Raw genomic sequence first — 20,226 nt, 5'->3', positions numbered from 1 at the left:
ATATAATATTTTTAACATAATCATTTTGGTTATGAGTATTAACACACGCTGAATGCGGGTTTGACTGGATCGGGTCTCTGAAACGCGGTTTTACCTGCGGTGATTTTTTAGGAATAATCTTAGTCTGGCGTACATACGTTTCGGGAGTCATTATGCTTTCACTCCAGGGTTCCCTGCTGATTTTTTCCGATCTGGACGGTTCGTTGCTGGATATTCATACCTATGACTGGCAGCCAGCAATGCCGTGGCTGGACAAACTGCAGGATAACCAGGTGCCGGTTATTCTTTGCAGCAGCAAGAGCGCGGCGGAGATGCTGGATATTCAGCAGGATCTGGGTCTGGAAGGGTTGCCGTTTATCGCTGAGAATGGCGCGGTTATCCAGCCTGACGTGCGCTGGGAGAGGGAAAAACGCCATATCAGAGGCATGACGCACGAGCAGATTCGTCCGCTTATCGAGCGCCTCCGCCAGCAGGAGGGCTTCAAATTTACTACCTTTGACGACGTGGACGAACGCGTCATCAGCGAATGGACGGGACTGACGCGCTACCGTGCGGCGCTTGCACGAAAGCATGAGGCCTCCGTCACGCTCATCTGGCGCGATACCGATGAAGCAATGGCCCGGTTTGAGGAGGCGCTGGCGCAAAGCGGTCTGAAATGCCTGCAGGGTGCCCGCTTCTGGCACATTCTCGATGCTTACTGTGGCAAGGACGTGGCGGTTAACTGGCTGAAGGAACAATACCGGGAGCACGAAAATATCGAACCGACCACCCTGGGACTCGGCGATGGCCCGAACGATGCGCCGCTGCTGGACAGCGTGGACTTCGCGGTGGTGATTAAGGGGCTAAACCGCCAGGGCATCACGTTACGGGACGATAACCCCGAACGGGTCTATCACACCCAACGCCCCGGACCGGTCGGCTGGCAGGAGGGTCTGGATCACTTTTTGTCCTGATCGTTCCAGACAACCCGGTTACGCCCGCCCTGCTTCGCTTTGTACAACCGGGCGTCCGCAACCGACTGCTGCTGTTCAAAATCGTAGTTTTCTTTTTCCTGCGCGCTGCTGACGCCGAGTGACGCGCTGATGCGCAGGGTCGTGCTCTTTTTCACCAGTATTTCCTTACTGTTTATTCGGCATCGAATACGGTCCGCAATCACTCTTGCCTCCTCAAGACCGATTCCCGGCAGGATGACGCAAAACTCTTCGCCCCCCACGCGCCCGGCCACGTCGTTTTTACGTAACGCGCTGGCAATCAGCCCTGCCGTGTGGGAAAGCACCTTATCACCGGCCTGATGGCCGTACTGGTCATTGACGCTTTTAAAATGATCGAGGTCCAACTGAATGACCGAGAACGGCAGCGACTGCTGATGGCACTTCTCCGCCAGAATTTTCGCGCGTTCAAACAGCGCGCCGCGATTATTCAGGCGGGTTAGCGGGTCGTGCCAGGCCTGCCACTGGAGCGAGTGCTGCAGCGTGTACATGTTGCTGACCATCCGGCGGATCACCAGCCACGATATCAGCAGCATCGCGGTAAAGAGCGCCCACAGCAACGCCAGTACGATACTGATGCTGCCGAAGTCGCCCTGTACCCCTTCCTGCAGAGTATGGACCCGCAAAACCAGACCATCAAAATGGTCGAGCCGCTGCCAGCTGATAAACCGGCTGCCGAGGCGGATGCCGCCGCCGGTATCGTTCTCGATCGCCTGCGCAATCTGCGCGATTTCGCGTTCATCGAAATGGTTCACCTGGTTATCTGTCTTTTCAGAGGTGGCAATCATATTGAGCCGGGAGTCGTACAGCTGATACTCGCCCTCCGTCCGGTCATCCGTCGCCTCTGCCAGCAGGCGTTGCATCGTATTCAACGAAAAATCCATCGCCACTACGCCATACCAGTAGCGATTGAAATAGATAGGAACGCTGGCGGTGATCATTCGCTCGTCACCGGTCCAGGATGACGGCGTGGAGATAAACCAGCGCACCGCGCGGGCGCGATTGTTACGTTCTGACTGCTGGGTAAACCAGGACTGCGTGACCAGGTGATAATAGCGGGGAATAATATCATTCGCCTCTGTCTGCGCGTCCGTTGAAAGATAAAACCCGGCGCGTGAAACGTAGATAACCCGCGATTCGCTATGCCTGCTCGATGTCGCCAGCCTGAGCAGATAGCCCACCTCAAGCGCAGCCGAAATTTCATTGCTGATGTGCTCAGGGTCCCGGTTCAGAAGCGAGGTTTTTTCGACAAACGCATCCGACACACCGTTAATGGGAAGGGTTCGTTTTTTATCAACGAAAAGCTGCCAGGTGGGGCGCATGCGGACCGCGTTAAAGTGCGACACCGCATCGTGCATAACATCAAACGCCAGCGGCGTCTGTAGCGCATCGCGCATGCTCTGGAGAAATAACAGCATCTTATCCACGCTGTACTGCAGCTGCCTGTCCAGCGAGCTGGCCACGGTTTCCAGATGGTTACGCTGGCTGGAGATATACGCATCTTCGAGGACTACCACCTCACGCCAGGTCAGGAGGGTGGAAAATACCAGAACAACGATAAAACAGAGGTTAACAATCAAACCCGGATTGCTACGCTTATGCAGCCATTGCAGAAAAGATCGTCTTACAACAAAGGTATCGCGCTGCACACACACTCCCTGATTACTGCCTTACACCCGGTACTTCAGGTAAAAACGCCCGGCAAAGCCGGGCGTTATGTGATTAAGCCTGATCGTGCTTGCGCTGGCCGTCTCCCGGCTGAAGCTCATCTTCACGAAAGGCTTCCCGCTTAATGCTATAACCGTCATGCCACCGACATTCCACCATTCCGCTGGAATACCCGGTGACAATCATCCGCGGGCCGCCCTTCTTAGGCTTAACTTCATCACTGACCAAAAAGACCATACCTGCCTCCTGTATCAGGGTGAAACTGTTTCAATTTAGACGAGGAATGGTCTTTTTGCACCCTGCGACGGGTAACATTAGTGCGCTGTGCCGCGCATTTTTTCGATCAGTTTCACCGCCGCCACCACGATAGCGCCAACGATAAAGCCCAACACCAGATTAAGCAGCGTGGGCAGAATAGCTGCCACCACGCTCCCCTGCGCCGAGGCGAAATGTTCGATGGCATGATGCAGCGGAGCAATGCCGTGGACCACAATGCCGCCGCCCACGAGGAACATCGCCAGGGTACCCACCACGGACAAGCTCTTCATCAGCCACGGTGCCAGCGTCAGTAAGCCTTTGCCGATGCCTTTAGCCACCGCGCTGGATTTCTCCTCCAGCCAGTAGCCGATATCATCCAGCTTCACGATCAGCCCGACCAGGCCGTAAACGCCCACCGTGACCAGAATGGCGATCCCGGAGAGGATCAGCACCTGATTCAGAAGCGGCGCATCGGAGACAATGCCCAGCGTAATGGCGACAATTTCAGCCGACAAAATAAAGTCGGTGCGAATGGCGCCTTTGATTTTATCGCGCTCGAAAACTTTCGGATCCTGCGCGGCAAGCGCTTCAAGGCGCTGCTGGCGCATCTCCGGCGTGTCCTTCTGCTTGCGCGAACTCAAAGAGTGCAGCACCTTCTCAACGCCTTCGAAGCATAAAAATGCTCCGCCAATCATCAGCAGCGGCGTGATGGCCCAGGGAATAAATGCGCTGATCAGCAGCGCCAGCGGCACCAGGATCACCTTATTCAGGAACGAGCCTTTCGCCACACCCCATACCACGGGCAGTTCACGGTTAGCCCTGACCCCACTCACCTGCTGCGCGTTAAGCGAGAGATCGTCCCCCAGCACGCCTGCGGTTTTCTTCGCCGCCAGTTTCCCCATCACGGAAATATCGTCCAGTAAGGTGGCAATATCATCCAGCAATGTTAATAAGCTACTTCCTGCCAAAATCGTGATCCTTCTTTTTTTGGTAATTAAGTGAATAGTATGGAGCAAAAGCGCAAACGCGGAAACAGGCACCTCGCGTCAACAAAAATTTCACATCACCGACACAACTAAAGGGCTCGCCAGCGCGATAGTTTTCGCGTTTACTATCAGCGACCTTTTTATTTCGTCGTGAGGGATTATGCGTTTCCGGCAATTGCTACCGCTTATTGGGGCACTTTTTTCGCTGTATATCATCTGGGGTTCAACCTACTTTGTCATTCGCATCGGCGTGGAAAGCTGGCCGCCGCTGCTGATGGCGGGCATTCGTTTCCTCTCGGCGGGCGTGTTACTGCTGGCCTTCCTGCTGCTGCGCGGACATAAGCTTCCTCCCCTTCGCCCGATGCTGAATGCCGCCCTGATCGGCCTGCTGCTGCTGGCGGTGGGGAATGGCTTTGTGACCATTGCTGAGCACCAGAACGTGCCATCGGGGATCGCTGCCGTGGTTGTTGCCACCGTGCCGCTGTTCACCCTCTGCTTCAGCCGTCTTTTCGGCATCCGTACCCGCAAGCTGGAGTGGCTGGGAATTGGCATTGGCCTTGCCGGCATTATCCTGCTCAACAGCGGCGGTAACCTGAGCGGGAATCCGTGGGGCGCAGTCATCATCCTGATTGGCTCGATGAGCTGGGCGTTTGGCTCCGTATACGGTTCACGCATCGAACTGCCGACCGGCATGATGGCGGGGGCAATAGAGATGCTTGCCGCGGGAATAGTGTTGCTGCTGGCCTCCGCCCTGACGGGAGAAAAGCTGACTACCCTGCCGCCGTTGTCGGGCTTCCTGGCGGTAGGCTACCTGGCGCTGTTTGGATCTATCATCGCCATTAACGCCTACATGTTCCTGATCCGCAACGTCTCTCCGGCGGTTGCCACCAGCTATGCCTACGTTAACCCGGTCGTGGCCGTGCTGCTCGGCACCGGGCTCGGCGGGGAAACGCTCTCTTCTGTTGAATGGCTGGCATTAGGCGTGATTGTTTTTGCCGTCGTACTGGTGACCTTAGGCAAATATTTGCTGCCGGCAAAGCCTGTTGTTACGCCTTGCGAGGTGGAGAAACCGTAAGCGGGTGAATTCCACGGGTGTCGATCTGCGCGGTTTCACCGCCGCCGCAGATCCACTCTTCCAGCCGTTCGCTCAGATCGGCGTCGTTCAGTTTTAATCTGCCTCTCAGGGCGCACTCCCAGACGATCAGCACTCGCCAGCCCTGCGCGACAAGCGCGGCGAGATCCCGGCTGTCACGTTCAACGTTCTTGCCAATCTTCTCCAGCCAGAAATCGGTGCGCGTCGCCGGGACTTTAAACAGGTAGCAGTCGTGATGATGCCAGAAACAGCCGTGGGTGAAGATAATGCACTGATACGCGTCGATGACGAAATCCGGGCGGCCCGCAAGCGCGGGATCCTGCACGCGAAAGTCAAAGCCTGCCTGCGTCAGAAGCCCGGCAAGACGCTTTTCAATGGCGGTATCACGCGTGCCGATGGCACGCATGTTTTTGCTGCGCGTGGCCTTATCGTGAACGTCCGTCATTGACGGCCTCACTCTGGCGTAACGCCACCGCCTGTTTGATGCGCGGAGCCAGCAGTTTTGCCACCGCCGCAAATGCGGGCACCACCACCGAGTTACCAAACTGACGATAGGCCTGGGTGTCTGAAACCGGAATGCGGAAGCGATAGCCCTGCGGCGTTTCAAAGCCCATCAGGCGGGCGCACTCGCGTGGCGTCAGGCGTCGCGGACGGTGACGCTGGTTTTGCGGGTCGTCAAAATCCTTCTCGCCCAGCGCTTTATCCCAGCCTCTGTCGATCAGGATCTCTGCCCCGTCCTTATAGTAGCGAGCGGACAATGTACGGGCCACGCTGTGCGGATCGTTTGGGTTCACCATACCAAACCCGAAGCCGTTGCCTTTCGCCTGATGCTTTTTGGCGTAGCGGTAGAGGTATTTCCACAGGATCGGGGTAAGGATAAATTTCGCGTCGACCACCGGCTCCAGCAGGTCGGCAATCGTGGGACGGCGCTCGGGGTATAAGGAGGGAATATCCCGCAGGGTGAAATCCCCCTTCAGATTGAGATCGCGGCGGAAACCAACCAGCACAATACGCTCGCGATGCTGAGGCAGGAAATGTTTCCCGTCGATGATTTTGGGGTCATCCGCCCCCATGGCCTCTGAATCGGCTACGTCATAGCCCAACTCGTCCAGCGTTTGCATGATAATACGGAAGGTTTTTCCACCGTCGTGGCTCTTTAAATTTTTGACGTTTTCCAGCACAAAAATCGCCGGACGGCGGGCGTCAATGATACGGGCAACGTCAAAAAACAGCGTTCCCTGCGTATCGCAGGCGAAACCGTGGGCGCGTCCAAGGGCATTCTTTTTGGAGACGCCGGCCAGCGAGAAAGGCTGGCACGGGAAGCCTGCCAGCAGCACGTCATGCGCCGGAATCGTCTGGCGTATGTGTTCTGCGGCCTGTTCATCCGTGACGCCACTTTTATGGCTCAGGGTAACGTCGCGGATATCGGCGTTGAAATGATGCGCGTGCGGATCGCAGTACCAGTTTGCTTTATAGGTACGTACCGCATGCTTGTTCCACTCGCTGGTGAACACGCACTGGCCGCCGATGGCTTCAAAACCGTGGCGGATACCCCCGATACCGGCAAACAGATCGATAAAGCGGAAGGCATAGTCCGGGTGCGCGGCAGACGGACGCGGAAGCAGGTTTTGCAGATAGCGAAACTCGCCTTCGCTCAGGCGGCGCCCTGCCCGCTCGCTGGTCAGCAGTCGCTTAAGGATCGCCGGGCTCCAGTGGCTCTCACCCTGCGCCGCCAGCTGGTTTGCCAGCGTCTTAGCATCATAAATATCCAGCAGCTGGCGCAGCAATGCCTGCACCGTTGCCGTTGACTTCTCAGCCTGCTCAGGCGCGGGCTCTGTCACTGATCGATTTTCCTGCATTCTTTTAACCGGGCTATAAAGACTGGAAACAGATTACCACAGTTCACTTATGCAAACTGCGACGGAAGCGGTGTTGAATCTGGCTATCCAGCCCGATGCAGTCCCCCTGTAATTCGGCACTGAGTTTCGCCATAAACTGAATCAGAAAATCGGCGTTGTGCTGCGCGAGCTCTCGCCCGACGTCCGTTTGCATTGTATCAGGCAAGCGCAGCAGCTTAGTCTGAAAATGGTCGAGAGCGAACGCCCTGTCGTCAAGCGGGCGCGCATCGGCAAACGGATCTTCCGCGTCAAACAGCGGCACTCCCAGCGCACCTGAGACGGCAAAAACGCGCGCCAGGCCAATCGCGCCCAGCGCTTCCAGGCGGTCTGCATCCTGCACTATTTTGGCTTCCATGCTCTGCGGCGTAATTCCGGCGCTAAAGCTGTGCGCCTCAATAGCATGTTCCACGGCGGCATAGCTTTCTGACGGGAAGTCGGGGAAATCGCGGTGCAGAATGTCGCGCGTCCTGCGCGCCGCCAGACGGGATGACTGTCCGCGTTCAGGATGGTTTTTCGGCAGGCTGACGATGTCATGAAAGTAGCAGGCGGTGAGGACCGTTAGCGGATCGACCTGATGATGAACCATCATTTTCTGCGCCGTCATCCAGACGCGGCGGAAATGTGACACATCGTGCGCGGTGTCGTCGGTCGCGTGATGTTCTTTTAGCCAGGATTCAAAGCGCTGTTGCCACTGTGTGATATCCATCATATTTTCCTGTAACGAAAATGGGGGAAAAATTATAACATAGCCATATTAAATAAATTCATTAATAGAAATTCGAAATACTTAACAATAATTACCCGCAATAGTTTCAAATAATTAATTCACCAGAAAAATAAAGAGATTGATAGAAATATTTAGCAATATTTTTACCAATTTAATTACATTTATTTTGGAACCAAAATAACATTCCGTAGAATAGTATCAGACACGTAATTACGGAGGGTGATTACATATATTCATATTAATTATCTTTAAAGGGAATATATAATGAAAAGAAAAGTTCTGGCAATTCTTGTACCCGCTTTATTAATGGCTGGCGCTGCGCATGCGGCTGAAATGTACAACAAAAACGGCAACAAAGTTGACCTGTACGGCAAAGTAGACGCGCGTCATACCTTCTCTGACAACCCTGGCGACGACGGCGATGAAACCTATGTCCAGATTGGTTTCAAAGGCGAAACGCAGATCGCTAACGACCTGACCGGTTATGGTCAGTGGGAATATAAAACCTACGCTAACGATACCGAAGGCGCCGGTGATAAATCCTTTAACCGTCTGGCATACGCTGGCCTGAAATATGGTGAATACGGTTCATTCGATTATGGCCGTAATTACGGCGTCGTGTACGACGTTGAAGCCTGGACCGATATGCTGCCGGTATTTGGTGGCGATTCCTACACCTGGACTGACAACTATATGGTTGGCCGTACCAACGGTGTTGCGACCTATCGTAATAATGATTTCTTTGGTCTGGTTGATGGCCTGAACTTTGCGCTGCAGTATCAGGGCGCTAACGAAGGTGCAAACGCTAATGAAGATCAGGAAGGCACCAAAAACGGTCATGACGACGTGCGTTTCCAGAACGGCGACGGCTTCGGTATGTCTACCACCTATGACTTCGACTTCGGCCTGACGCTGGGTGCGGCGTATTCTTCCTCTGACCGTACCAACGATCAGGTTGCTTATGGCGCGGGCAACTATAACCGCTTCAGCAAATACGCAGGCGGTGACCGTGCAGACGCATGGACCGTTGGCGCAAAATATGATGCTCAAGGCGTCTACCTGGCGATGATGTACGCGGAAACCCGCAACATGACGCCGTACGGCAGCGACGGCATCGCCAACAAAACGCAGAACTTTGAAGCCGTAGCGCAATACCAGTTTGACTTCGGTCTGCGTCCATCCCTGGCGTGGGTCTATTCCAAAGGCATTGATTTGGGCGGTAACGATTATCACCAACGCAATGGCTATGACTATGTAGACCAGGATCTGGTTAACTACATCGACCTGGGCATGACCTACAGCTTCAACAAGAACTTCTCCACCTACGTTGATTATAAAATCAACCTGCTGGACGAAGATGACGCCTTCTACAATGACAACGGTATTGCAACCGATGACATCGTTGGCGTAGGTATGACCTACCAGTTCTAATCGCCATAAATACTAAAGCCCGCATTCGCGGGCTTTTTTCATTTAAAGGCCGAGTTTACGGCGCTTCCTGCAGCGCCACGCGAATAAACCCGTTATTTTGCGCCAGCAGCTCATGGGCTTTCCACGCATCCAGGCCCGTCAGCACCATCAATACCGCCGTTTTACAGTTATGGTTACAGCTCTCCAGCGCGGCTTTCGCCTGCGCCCGGGTGCATCCCCCCGCCTCCATCACGATGGCGATTTGCCGTTCGGCCCATTTAGTATTGCTTGCCTCAAGATCCACGCGCAGGTTGCTGTAAACGCGTCCGGTGCGAACGGCCAGCCCGGTGGTGATCGTCGTGAGGATCATCTTCTGCGCAATCCCCGCTTTGGTATTGCTATAACCAGCAACCACATCAGCCCCCAGTTCCGGGGCAATCACCATGCTGGCCAGCTGTGCCGCTTCACTTTGCGCATCACTGGTAATGACGGCCACCGGCGCCCCCAGCGACCAGGCATGCCGCATCGCTCCCCAGACCCACGGCGTTTTTCCGCTGACGGTCATGGCCAGCATCATATCCTGTTCACCAAATTTAATGGCCTGCAGGTCCGCGACCCCGCGCTCGTAACGCCCTTCTCCCTCTCCTGCCGTCACGGCAATCACCGCGCTTTTACCCGGCGCGTAGTCATCAGCAGCCTGCTGCGCGATGCAGCCTGACGGGCCCGCGCCGACAATCACCAGACGACCGCCGCGGTTAAGCGTCGCGGCGGCGTTATCCACCACGCGGGCGATCGTTGTTAGACAGGGGGTGATGGCATCAGAAATGCGGGCATCTTCCTGGTGAATAACCTTCAGCATGTCCAGCGTGGACAATCTATCAATGTTCATCGTGCTGGCGTGCCGTCTTTCCTTGACCGAACCGGTATGCGTAATGCTCATAAACAGCCTCCTTATTATGAGTACCCACACACTATAAAGTGTTTTATATGGATGACCTGCGAGTGGGGTCACGAAAAGAAGACCAAATCCACGCTTTTACATGGCTTTAAGAAAAGCCCGTCATCAGCGATAATTACCCCTTTCTTAATCATCGCGGAGTGTTGATGAGCGATTTGCAGCCTTTCCCACAGACGCGCAAGCGCCCCATGAAACTGAATACGCTGGTCACGTTGATGGTATGCGCAATTATCGCCTCTGTGCTGCTGGTGGTCTTTGCGCTCTACTCCGTGCAAATCACCCGCGCGACCCGCGATGACGTAAAAGATACCGCGCTGGGCATCGCCCGCACGCTGGCCGATAGCCCGGAAATCCAGCGGGGCCTGATGCAGTCCCCGCAGGCAGACATCATTCAGCCCACCGCCAAAGCCGTCACCCAGCGTAACGATCTGCTGCTCACCGTGGTGACCGACATGCGGGGCATTCGTTATTCCCACCCGAACGAAGCGCTCATCGGCCTGCATTTTATTGGCAACGATCTGGAGCCCGCGCTGGAAGGCAAAGAGAATGTCTCGGTTAACCGCGGCGCCCTCGCCGAAGCGCTTCGGGTTTTCACGCCCGTCTATGACAGCCAGCACGATCAGATCGGGGTCGTCGTCGTCGGTATCTCCCTCAAAAAGGTGGAAGACCAGATAGCCCGCGGACGGCTTAACGCCGTCTGGACTATTTTATTCAGTATTTTTATGAGTTCGATGGCGATTTGGGGGCTGGTGCGGGTACTGAAACGCATCCTTTTCGGCCTTGAACCTTATGAAATTTCCGCCCTGTTCGAGCAGCGCCAGGCGATGCTGCAGTCGCTTCGTGAAGGGGTGCTGGCCGTAGATATTCACGGCCGCGTGACGATGATTAACCATACCGCCAGAGAAATTTTACTCCTGCCTTCCGGCAAACAGACGGAAAACGCCAGCGCGCCCCTGCTGGCCAGCCTGCGGGAAATCTCAAAGACGGGCATAGCGCGCCAGGATCAGGAGATCAGCTGTAACGGCCGACTGCTGCTGTGCAACATGGTGCCCGTCAAAAGCCAGGAGCGGGTCATCGGCGCGATAGTCACCTTCCGCGATAAAACGGAAATCAGCCAGCTGATGCAGCGTATTGACGGCATGGTCAGCTACGTCGATGCCCTGCGCAGCCACACGCACGAGTTCATGAACAAACTGCACGTCATCCTCGGCCTGCTGCACATGAAGCGCTACGACAAGCTGGAGGAGTACATTATCCAGACGGCGCATAATTACCAGACGGACATTGGCACGATACAGAGCAAGGTAAAATCACCGGTCATCGCCGGGTTCCTGCTGGGCAAAATCAACCGGGCGAAAGAGGTGGGCGTCAATCTGACGCTGGCCGACGAGTGCCAGATACCGGATACCGCCAGTGAAGAGCAGGTTGCGGTGCTGATCACCGCGCTGGGTAACTTAATTGAAAACGCGCTCGACGCGATGGAAGGACAGCAGGAAGGCGAGATCGGCCTGCTGCTACATTATCAGAACGGCTGGCTCAGTTGCGAGGTCAGCGATGACGGCCCCGGCATTGATCCCACTCAGCTGGAGGCTATTTTTACTAAGGGATTCTCAACAAAAGGTGAAAACCGTGGCGTTGGGCTGTTCCTTGCTCGCCAGCAAATCCAGAACCTGGGCGGCGATATCACCGTCGAGTCTGAGCCTGGCGTATTTACCCAATTTTTTGTTCATATCCCCTGGGATAGCGAGAGGAATATCGCGTGATAAATGTATTAATTGTCGATGATGACGCCATGGTGGCCGACCTCAACCGTCTGTACGTCAACCGTGTTGAAGGCTTCAGCTGCTGCGGCGTCGCCTCCACGCTCAACCAGGCCAGGGCCATCATTAATAACCCCGGCCAGCCTGTCGATCTGGTGCTGCTGGACGTCTATATGCAGCAGGATAACGGGCTGGATCTGCTGCCCGATATTCGCGCGTCAGGCCGCCCGATTGATGTGATTATGATCTCCTCGGCCGCCGATGCCGCCACGATCCAGACCTCCATCCACTATGGCGTGGTGGATTATCTGATAAAGCCGTTCCAGTTCCCGCGCTTTGAAGAGGCGCTGAACGGCTGGAAGGCAAAGCACAGCCTGATGGGCTCGCACCAGTATTACGAGCAGGCGGACGTCGACCGGCTGATCCACGGCGGCGCGCCGGAGCTGGCGGACAGCAAAAAATTGCCGAAGGGGTTAACGCCGCAAACGCTGCGCACAATTTGCCAGTGGATCGACGCCCACCCGGAGACGGAGTTTTCTACCGATGACCTGGCAAACGCCGTCAATATCTCCCGCGTCTCCTGCCGTAAATACCTGATCTGGCTCGCGCAAATCAATATTCTGTTCACCAGCATTCACTACGGTGCCACCGGGCGTCCGGTGTATCGCTACCGCCTGCAGCCGGAACAGATCGGATTGCTCAAACAGTACTGCCAGTAACGCGATAGGCGTTGTCCAGAAGGGTAAAACGGAAGTGGTGCATCGAGGAGATCACCACTTCTTTTGTTTTAGTCACAAAGATAGCTTCAATATCCGGACGAGACCGCAGCGCGGCGCTGCCCTTTTCCACGCCCATGCCGTACATCAGCGTGGTCCAGATGTCGCCGTCGATGGAATCCTTTGAAATGATGGTAACGCTCTCCAGCTCGTTGTCCAGCGGATACCCGGTACGCGGATCGAGAATATGGTGATAACGCCTGCCGTTCTGCTCAAAGTAACGCTCGTAGATGCCCGAGGTCACCACGGAGAGGTTCTCCACCGTCATCGCCCCGATCAGCGCGTCACCGGCGAACGGTTTTTTCAGCCCCACGCTCCAGCCGCCTTCCGGCGAACCTAACGTCTGGATGTTTCCACCGAGGTTGATCAGCCCCAGCTCAGCGCCCTCTTTACGCAGGTAATCCCGCACCCTGTCGGCGATATAGCCTTTGGCGATGGCCCCCAGATCGATCTCCATCCCCGCTCTGGTCAGAAACACGCTGCTGCTGGCCTCATCAAGGAGGACATCTTCAGGACGGGTAATCGCCAGCAGCGACGCGATTTCATCGGCAGGCGGAACGCTGTCTCCGCGAAAGCCAATTTTCCAGCGCTTCACCAGCGGGCCGATCGCCAGGTTAAAGGCGCTGTCTTTAAGCAGGCTTGCCGCTTTCGCGCAGCGGATCAGTTCAAACACCGGACGACTGACGGCAACCGGATGCTGACCGGCCGCATGGTTGATGTCCATCACCTGAGAATGCGCCCGGTTAACGGTAAGCAGGTCTTCGTACTGTTTAATCAGGCGAAACACCCGGGACGCGAGGGCTTCATCGTGGGAGAAGAGTTTCAGAAGAATGGGCGAGCCCATCAGAACGGCGGAGTAGCTGTAAACGCGATGGCTATCAGGCATAGCATGAGTCCTCGTATGTAGCCCCGGCAGGCACCGCGCCGCCGGGGAAACAGGAGCCTTACCGTGTTTTCGAACGCATAGCCGCCTGATGTCCTGCAAGGGTACCAAAAATAATGATGTCTGCCACCGCGTTACCGCCGATACGGTTACCGCCGTGGATCCCGCCGACCACTTCACCCGCCGCAAACGCCCCCGGCAGCACGTTGTGGTTGCTGTCCAGCACGCAGGTTTCGGTGTTGATGGTCACGCCGCCCATGGTGTGGTGTACGCCCGGTGCAATCTGAATGGCGTAGAACGGCCCTTCGTTGATTGGCGCACGCAGCGCGGTGGTGCGGCCAAAATCATCGTCGTGCTGTTTTTCCACAAAGCCGTTGTAGCGTTCCAGCGTTGCCAGGAACTGGTGATGATCCATTCCCAGCGCTTCCGCCAGCGCTTTTGGCGAACTCGCGCTGGTCACGAAGCCTTTCGCGATGTACTCATCTGCGGCTTTGTTTTTGGCACGGACATGCTCGTCAAAGACGATGTACGCGTATTTCTCCGGCAGCGCGATGATTTGCGCCGAGACTTTGTCGCGGGTCGACATTTCGTTGTAGAAGCGGTTGCCCTGCTGATTGACCAGAATCGCCCCGCCGCCGCGGATGGATTCGGAAATCAGGTACGAGGTTTTCTGCTCAACGGTTGGGTGGATCTGAATTTCACCCATATCGACAGTGCCAGCCCCGATGCGCTCCAGCAGCGCGATACCGCCCCCAGTCGCCCCTTTGTGGTTGGTGGTGACGAACCCTGCCAGATCCGGGCGGTATTTCACCACCATCTGACTGTTGGCGCTGAAGCCGCCGGTTGCCACAATCACGCTTTTGGTTACCACAGTAACGGTTTCGTTCTCTTCGGTAGTCAGACGCACGCCGGTCACTTCGCCGTTTTCGAAGATGATGTCGCTGACGGACGTATCCAGCATCACCTCAATGTTGCGTTTGTTGACGTTACGCACCAGGCCGCTGATCAGATAGCCGCCCACCGCAGAACCGTCTTTTGGACGGTGCGTACGGTCAATGCTCATCCCGCCGGTGGTGGTGATGTCGTTCAGCATAATGCCGCGCGTTGCCAGCCACTCAATGGCCTGCGGTGCGTTCTCAACGAAGCGGCGCAGCAGTTCCGGGTTGTTCTTGTTGCCGCCGCCTTTCAGGCTTTCCTGGTAGAACAGCTCTTTGCTGTCATGAATGCCCTTCACGCGCTGGAAGCGGGTTTCTGCCGCGTTCATCCCGGCGGAGGCTTTAATGGTGTTCCCGCCGATGGTTGGCATTTTCTCAACAATCAGCACGCTCGCGCCTTCGTCGTGGGCCTGAATCGCCGCCGCCAGACCGGCACCGCCGCTGCCGACCACCACCACGTCCACGCTGCGGGTTTCGTTCGGGTCAGCGCCCTCTTCCGCCGCCAGCGCCTTGCTGGATTTCAGCATCGCTTTCGAGACCGCTTTCTTCACCGCTTCACTCTGGCTGGTTGCGCCGGTGATGGCATCCACATGCGGGGTGTTGGCATCCAGAATGCGGGTACGGATCTCTTCGAAGCTGGTGACAAACTCGACGTCTTCACTCGGGCCGGAGGCCAGCTCGATGTCGGCAATGCGGTCGGTTTCGAGGCTGACGTTAATCACCAGTTCGTTCACGTCGTCCTGCACTTTCTCAATGAAGGTGCCGGGTTTGAATTTGGATTCGCCCATGCTCATGTCGCGGATCATCGCTTCCACCAGCGAGAAGCGCCACAGCGGCTCAGGGATGCTCAGTTCTTCGCGTTTGGTGCTGTCCATAAACAGCTCCAGACTTTCGCCAGCCGCGATGCGGTCGGTCCAGTCCGGGTAGGCAATGGTGGCGCGGCCAACGGCAATCAGGTCGTAACCGCGTTCCAGCGCTTCATTCACGTCTGAAGCATTCACCACGCCACCCACGCCCATCACCGGAACCTGTGCCAGCGTTTCAGAACGCATCGCGCAATATTTTTCGATAAGCGGCGTCGGGTCCTGGGTGTCGACAATGGACGGACGCAGGGTGGCGCCCACGGAGAAGTGCAGATAGTCCACGCCGCGCGCCGCCAGTTTCTCCAGCAGGTACATGGTGTCGTCAAAGCGAATGCCGGGGACTTCCATCTCTTCAGGGGAGAAGCGATAGCCAATGATGAAGGCATCATCGGCGTACTGGCGCACCATTTTATGGGTAATGTCCAGCACTGCCAGCGGGAACTTCGCGCGATTATCGCGGCTGCCGCCCCACTCGTCGTCGCGCTGGTTTGAATTTGGGGAATAGAACTGCTGAATCAGATAGGTGTTTGCCCCGTGGATTTCCACGCCGTCGAAACCGGCCTGGATCGCGCGGCGCACGGCTTCGCCAAACTTGCCAACCATGCCTTCCACTTCTTCCGTGGTCAGGGCGACCGGCGTCGCAGCACCGTCACGCGGCGCGGCAATGGCGCTTGGGCCAACCGGCGTGCGGCCACCGATCAGTTTAGGGTCGACCATGCGGCCGCCGTGGTAGATCTGCAGCAGGGCTTTAGAGCCTTTAGATTTAATGGCCTCCGCGATTTTCGCCAGCCCGGCAATTTTCTCGTCGTTGTCAATTCCGATTGCGCCCGGGAAGGCGAGACCGAGATCGTCGACAAAGCAGCACTCTACGATGATGGTACCAATGCTGCCGGAACGTGCCCGATAGTATTCCACGAGCTCGCTGGTAACGGTGCCGTCATAGTAGCCGGTACAGGTTGTCATCGGGGCCATTAACAAACGGTTTTTCAGTTCGGTGCCATTCGGTAATGTGAAGGGGCTAAGAATGCGTTCGTTAGTGCTCATAATAGAAACTCCAAACTTTTAAAAACTGAGAATTCGTTATCGGATTGATTTTTTATTTCGTCGTTTTTTGCCGATGTCATGATATTAATATAATGATTTTTTTACTTTCTAAAGTTATTACGTTAGTTAAAAAACTATTTAATCCCTGCGATAACACGAATAATACATTGGTGTTAGCGAATGTAATTCTGACATTCACAATATTTTAAAACCTGTTAAATAAAAAATGGTAAAACCACTTCACCAGAAAACATAAATAATTATAAAAATCAGGAAGATAAACACAGCGTAAAATTTACTTTGTTGCAAAAATGATAAAATAAACCCGAAAAAGAGATAATAACCACATACGCCAGAGTGGTTATTAATAAAAGCATAAAAATAACGCTGCAATTCTGTTTTTTTGATCACGATCAATAGTTGCGGCATTCAAAAGCGCAATATAAAAACATCATCATTTTTTAATTTAGCGCAAACAAAAAAGCGTTAAATCGCTATTACTGAAAATACAAAAACGCATCTTTAATAACTAAAAAAAGCAAAAAAACTTAAGAAAGCAATTTTGGCTTTTCAGTGCGACCGAATTTTTGACAACTTAAGACATGAAACTATGAATACAAAAACTGCTGTAACGCCCCCGGTGGCGAACCAGGCATCAAATGGAAACGCAAAACGACTGCTGATGATGGCATTGCCCGTCATCGTCGCCGTCCTGCTGCTGTTTGTTCCCGTTCCTGAAGGTTTGCCGCCTTACGCATGGCATTACTTTGCCATCTTCGTCGGCGTGATCGTCGGGTTGATCTTCGAACCGCTGCCGGGCGCGGTGATTGGCCTGACCGGCGTCGTCGCCATTGCCCTGTGTAGCCAGTGGGTGCTGTTCAGCCCCGATCAGCTGGCCGACCCGAAATTCAAGCTGGCGGGCGCCTCCTTTAAATGGGCGGTGAGCGGGTTTGGTAACTCCACCGTCTGGCTGATTTTCGGTGCCTTCATGTTCGCCGCAGGCTACGATAAAACCCGCTTCGGCCGCCGCCTGGCGCTGATTCTGGTGAAATATCTTGGCCGTCGCAGCCTGACACTCGGTTACGCCATTACGTTTGCAGACCTGCTGCTGGCGCCGTTCACCCCGTCCAACACCGCGCGCAGCGGCGGGACCATCTACCCGATCATCGCTAACCTGCCGCCGCTGTACGGCTCAAAACCCAACGACCCAAGCGCGCGCAAAATCGGTTCGTATCTGATGTGGGTGGCCATCACTGCGGCCTGTATCACCAGCTCGATGTTCCTTTCCGCTCTGGCACCTAACCTGCTGGCGCTGGCGCTGGTGAAAAGCACGGTCGGGATTGATATCTCCTGGGGCACCTGGTTCCTCGCCTTCCTGCCGCTGGGTATCCTGCTGATCCTGACCATGCCGCTGCTGGCCTACTGGTTCTACCCGCCAGAAGTGAAAGTGAACAATGAAGTACCGCTGTGGGCAACACGTGAACTGGAAAAACTGGGCAAACTGTCGCGCAATGAAATCCTGCTGCTGGTGTTCGTGTGCTGTGCGCTGCTGATGTGGATCTTCGCCGCCGCGTGGATTGAGCCTGCGATGGCGGCCCTGCTCATTGTCGGCCTGATGCTGTGGACCGGCGTGCTGGAGTGGAACGATATCACCGGTAACAAAGCTGCATGGAACACCTTCGTCTGGTTCGCCACCCTGGTGGCGCTGGCGGATGGCCTCTCTTCTACTGGCTTTATCAGCTGGCTGGGTAAAGAAGGCGGTCTGCTAATGAGCGGCATCTCCCCGGGCGTGGCGACCATCGTGCTGCTGCTGGCGTTCTACCTGCTGCACTACCTGTTCGCCAGCACCACCGCGCACACCACGGCGCTGCTGCCTGCAATGCTGACCATCGCCTCCACCATTCCGGGCATGAATATGGAAGTGTTCGTCCTGCTGATGGTGACCTCGCTGGGCGTGATGGGGATCATCACCCCGTACGGAACTGGCCCAAGCCCGATTTACTACGGTAGCGGCTACCTGCCAACCAAAGACTACTGGCGCCTCGGCACCATCTTCGGTGCCATCTTCCTGGCGGCCCTGCTGCTGATTGGCTATCCGTGGATGTCCATGATGTTCTGATTCCTGACCGCCGGACATTTCCTCCGGCGGTTAAATTTTTGTGGAGCAAGCTATGTCAAACAAACCGTTTTTCTACCAGAACCCCTTCCCTCTTTCGCACGATGACACCGAATATTATCTGCTGACCAAAGAGCACGTTTCCGTTGCCGAATTCGACGGTCAGGAAGTGCTGAAAGTGGAGCCGGAAGCCCTGACTCTGCTGGCGCAGCAGGCCTTCCACGATGCCGCGTTTATGCTGCGCCCTTCCCACCAGAAGCAGGTCGCCGCCATTCTTAACGACCCGGAAGCCAGCGAGAACGATAAGTACGTTGCCCTGCAGTTCCTGCGCAACTCTGAAATTGCCGCAAAAGGCGTGCTGCCAACCTGTCAGGATACCGGCACCGCGATCATCATGGGTAAAAAAGGCCAGCGGGTCTGGACCGGCGGCGGAGACGAAGCGGCCCTGAGCCAGGGCGTGTATAACACCTATATTGAAGACAACCTGCGCTACTCGCAGAATGCGGCGCTGGATATGTATAAAGAGGTGAATACCGGCACCAACCTGCCTGCGCAGATTGACCTCTACAGCGTCGACGGTGACGAGTATAAATTCCTGTGCATGGCGAAAGGCGGCGGCTCTGCCAACAAAACCTATCTCTATCAGGAAACCAAAGCGCTGATCGCTCCGGCGAAGCTGAAAAATTATCTGGTTGAAAAGATGCGCACCCTGGGTACCGCGGCCTGCCCGCCGTACCACATTGCGTTTGTGATTGGCGGAACCTCAGCGGAAGCCACGCTGAAAACCGTCAAGCTCGCTTCCACCCGCTACTACGACGCGCTGCCAACCGAAGGCAACGAGCACGGCCAGGCGTTCCGCGACGTTAAGCTCGAACAGGAACTGCTCCAGGAAGCGCAGAACCTCGGCCTCGGCGCGCAGTTCGGCGGTAAATACTTCGCCCACGATATCCGCGTGATCCGCCTGCCGCGCCACGGCGCGTCCTGTCCGATCGGCATGGGCGTCTCCTGCTCCGCAGACCGCAACATCAAGGCGAAAATCAACCGCGACGGGATCTGGATTGAGAAGCTGGAGCACAACCCGGGCCAGTATATTCCTGAATCACTGCGCCAGCAGGGTGAAGGCGATGTGGTGAGCATTAACCTGAACAAGCCGATGAACGAGATCCTGGCGCAGCTTTCCGCGCACCCGGTCTCCACCCGCCTGTCGCTGAACGGCACCATCATCGTGGCGCGCGATATCGCCCACGCGAAGCTGAAAGAGCTGCTGGATAACGGGGAAGAACTGCCGCAGTACGTCAAAGATCATCCGATTTACTACGCGGGTCCGGCCAAAACGCCGGAAGGCTATGCGTCCGGTTCGCTCGGCCCGACCACCGCAGGACGCATGGACTCGTATGTCGACCTGCTGCAATCCCACGGCGCGAGCATGATCATGCTGGCAAAAGGCAACCGCAGCCAGCAGGTCACCGACGCCTGCCATAAACACGGCGGCTTCTACCTCGGCAGCATTGGCGGCCCGGCGGCGGTACTGGCGCAAAACAGCATTAAGAGCCTGGAGTGCGTGGCGTATCCGGAGCTGGGTATGGAAGCCATCTGGAAAATCGAAGTGGAGAATTTCCCGGCGTTTATCCTGGTGGATGACAAGGGCAATGATTTCTTCCAGCAGATCCAGAACAAACAGTGCGCGGGTTGTTCGCAGCGCTGAGTATCACCCGCCCGGCAGGCGCAATGCTGCCGGGCTTTTTCACTGGCTGCGTCTGTTCACAAAACAGAAAACACCCTGCGCCCGCGCCGGCAGGTGAATAAACCATCAAAACAATGTTAACCCATTGTTAATAATATAACTCTCACCGCGCCCTTCC

The 20,226-nt window shown here is 55.7% G+C and carries 16 protein-coding genes; 7 read left to right on the top strand and 9 right to left on the bottom strand.

All coding sequences use genetic code 11. From position 1 onward, the window contains the following. Nucleotides 1-152: 152 nt before the first annotated feature. Nucleotides 153-953 (top strand): mannosyl-3-phosphoglycerate phosphatase-related protein, encoded by an 801-nt coding sequence (locus ACWKXT_RS10400; RefSeq protein ID WP_454527827.1) that lies wholly within the window; start codon nt 153-155, stop codon nt 951-953. On the opposite strand, the gene dgcQ is transcribed toward ACWKXT_RS10400, so the two are convergent. The 3 genes from dgcQ to ACWKXT_RS10385 form a co-directional block, all read right to left on the bottom strand. Further along, nucleotides 938-2,638, bottom strand: a complete 1,701-nt coding sequence (gene dgcQ, locus ACWKXT_RS10395) for a cellulose biosynthesis regulator diguanylate cyclase DgcQ (RefSeq protein ID WP_454527828.1) — start codon at nt 2,636-2,638, stop codon at nt 938-940. The genes ACWKXT_RS10400 and dgcQ overlap by 16 nt on opposite strands. 73 nt (nt 2,639-2,711) lie before the next feature. After that, on the bottom strand, nt 2,712-2,894 hold the full coding sequence (locus ACWKXT_RS10390; RefSeq protein WP_061097751.1) for a YodC family protein: 183 nt from the start codon (nt 2,892-2,894) through the stop codon (nt 2,712-2,714). A 77-nt stretch (nt 2,895-2,971) separates the two neighbouring features. Then, on the bottom strand, nt 2,972-3,886 hold the full coding sequence (locus ACWKXT_RS10385) for a DUF808 domain-containing protein (protein ID WP_454527920.1): 915 nt from the start codon (nt 3,884-3,886) through the stop codon (nt 2,972-2,974). A gap of 175 nt (nt 3,887-4,061) precedes the next feature. Between ACWKXT_RS10385 and yedA the strand changes: the two genes are divergently transcribed. After that, nucleotides 4,062-4,976, top strand: a complete 915-nt coding sequence (gene yedA, locus ACWKXT_RS10380) for a drug/metabolite exporter YedA (protein WP_454527829.1) — start codon at nt 4,062-4,064, stop codon at nt 4,974-4,976. On the opposite strand, the gene ACWKXT_RS10375 is transcribed toward yedA, so the two are convergent. The 3 genes from ACWKXT_RS10375 to ACWKXT_RS10365 form a co-directional block, all read right to left on the bottom strand. Further along, nucleotides 4,948-5,439 (bottom strand): very short patch repair endonuclease, encoded by a 492-nt coding sequence (locus ACWKXT_RS10375; RefSeq protein WP_454527830.1) that lies wholly within the window; start codon nt 5,437-5,439, stop codon nt 4,948-4,950. The two genes, yedA and ACWKXT_RS10375, sit on opposite strands and share 29 nt — an antisense overlap. Then, nucleotides 5,420-6,835: a DNA cytosine methyltransferase gene (locus ACWKXT_RS10370; RefSeq protein WP_454527831.1), complete on the bottom strand. Its 1,416-nt coding sequence runs from the start codon at nt 6,833-6,835 to the stop codon at nt 5,420-5,422. Before ACWKXT_RS10370 ends, ACWKXT_RS10375 begins: the two co-directional genes overlap by 20 nt. 61 nt (nt 6,836-6,896) lie before the next feature. After that, a complete protein-coding gene (locus tag ACWKXT_RS10365; protein WP_454532491.1) occupies nt 6,897-7,598 on the bottom strand; it encodes a phosphohydrolase in 702 nt (233 codons plus the stop codon). A 285-nt stretch (nt 7,599-7,883) separates the two neighbouring features. Between ACWKXT_RS10365 and ompC the strand changes: the two genes are divergently transcribed. Beyond that, nucleotides 7,884-9,050: a porin OmpC gene (ompC, locus tag ACWKXT_RS10360; protein ID WP_454532387.1), complete on the top strand. Its 1,167-nt coding sequence runs from the start codon at nt 7,884-7,886 to the stop codon at nt 9,048-9,050. 55 nt (nt 9,051-9,105) lie between these two features. On the opposite strand, the gene ACWKXT_RS10355 is transcribed toward ompC, so the two are convergent. Then, entirely contained in the window at nt 9,106-9,969 is an 864-nt protein-coding gene (locus ACWKXT_RS10355) for an N-acetylmuramic acid 6-phosphate etherase (RefSeq protein WP_454532386.1), read from the bottom strand. Nucleotides 9,970-10,133: 164 nt separating this feature from the next. On the opposite strand from ACWKXT_RS10355, the gene ACWKXT_RS10350 reads away from it, so the two are divergent. Further along, nucleotides 10,134-11,750, top strand: a complete 1,617-nt coding sequence (locus ACWKXT_RS10350) for a sensor histidine kinase (protein ID WP_454532385.1) — start codon at nt 10,134-10,136, stop codon at nt 11,748-11,750. Continuing rightward, entirely contained in the window at nt 11,747-12,466 is a 720-nt protein-coding gene (dcuR, locus tag ACWKXT_RS10345; RefSeq protein WP_454527835.1) for a two-component system response regulator DcuR, read from the top strand. Before ACWKXT_RS10350 ends, dcuR begins: the two co-directional genes overlap by 4 nt. Here dcuR and ACWKXT_RS10340 read toward each other — a convergent pair. Together ACWKXT_RS10340 and ACWKXT_RS10335 are read right to left on the bottom strand one after the other, a co-directional pair. Continuing rightward, nucleotides 12,447-13,409: an FAD:protein FMN transferase gene (locus ACWKXT_RS10340; RefSeq protein WP_454532384.1), complete on the bottom strand. Its 963-nt coding sequence runs from the start codon at nt 13,407-13,409 to the stop codon at nt 12,447-12,449. The genes dcuR and ACWKXT_RS10340 overlap by 20 nt on opposite strands. Nucleotides 13,410-13,467: 58 nt before the next feature. Continuing rightward, entirely contained in the window at nt 13,468-16,248 is a 2,781-nt protein-coding gene (locus ACWKXT_RS10335) for a flavocytochrome c (protein ID WP_454532383.1), read from the bottom strand. Nucleotides 16,249-16,858: 610 nt separating this feature from the next. Here ACWKXT_RS10335 and ACWKXT_RS10330 point away from each other — a divergent pair. Together ACWKXT_RS10330 and fumA are read left to right on the top strand one after the other, a co-directional pair. Further along, a complete protein-coding gene (locus ACWKXT_RS10330) occupies nt 16,859-18,367 on the top strand; it encodes an anion permease (RefSeq protein ID WP_023312327.1) in 1,509 nt (502 codons plus the stop codon). A 52-nt stretch (nt 18,368-18,419) separates the two neighbouring features. Next, nucleotides 18,420-20,069 (top strand): class I fumarate hydratase FumA, encoded by a 1,650-nt coding sequence (fumA, locus tag ACWKXT_RS10325; RefSeq protein WP_454532382.1) that lies wholly within the window; start codon nt 18,420-18,422, stop codon nt 20,067-20,069. The last annotated feature ends 157 nt before the right edge of the window (nt 20,070-20,226 follow it).

This window comes from Enterobacter sp. UPMP701, from assembly GCF_053709515.1.
Note: the sequence above shows the minus strand (reverse complement) of the source record. Positions and strands in the feature narration are given on the sequence as shown.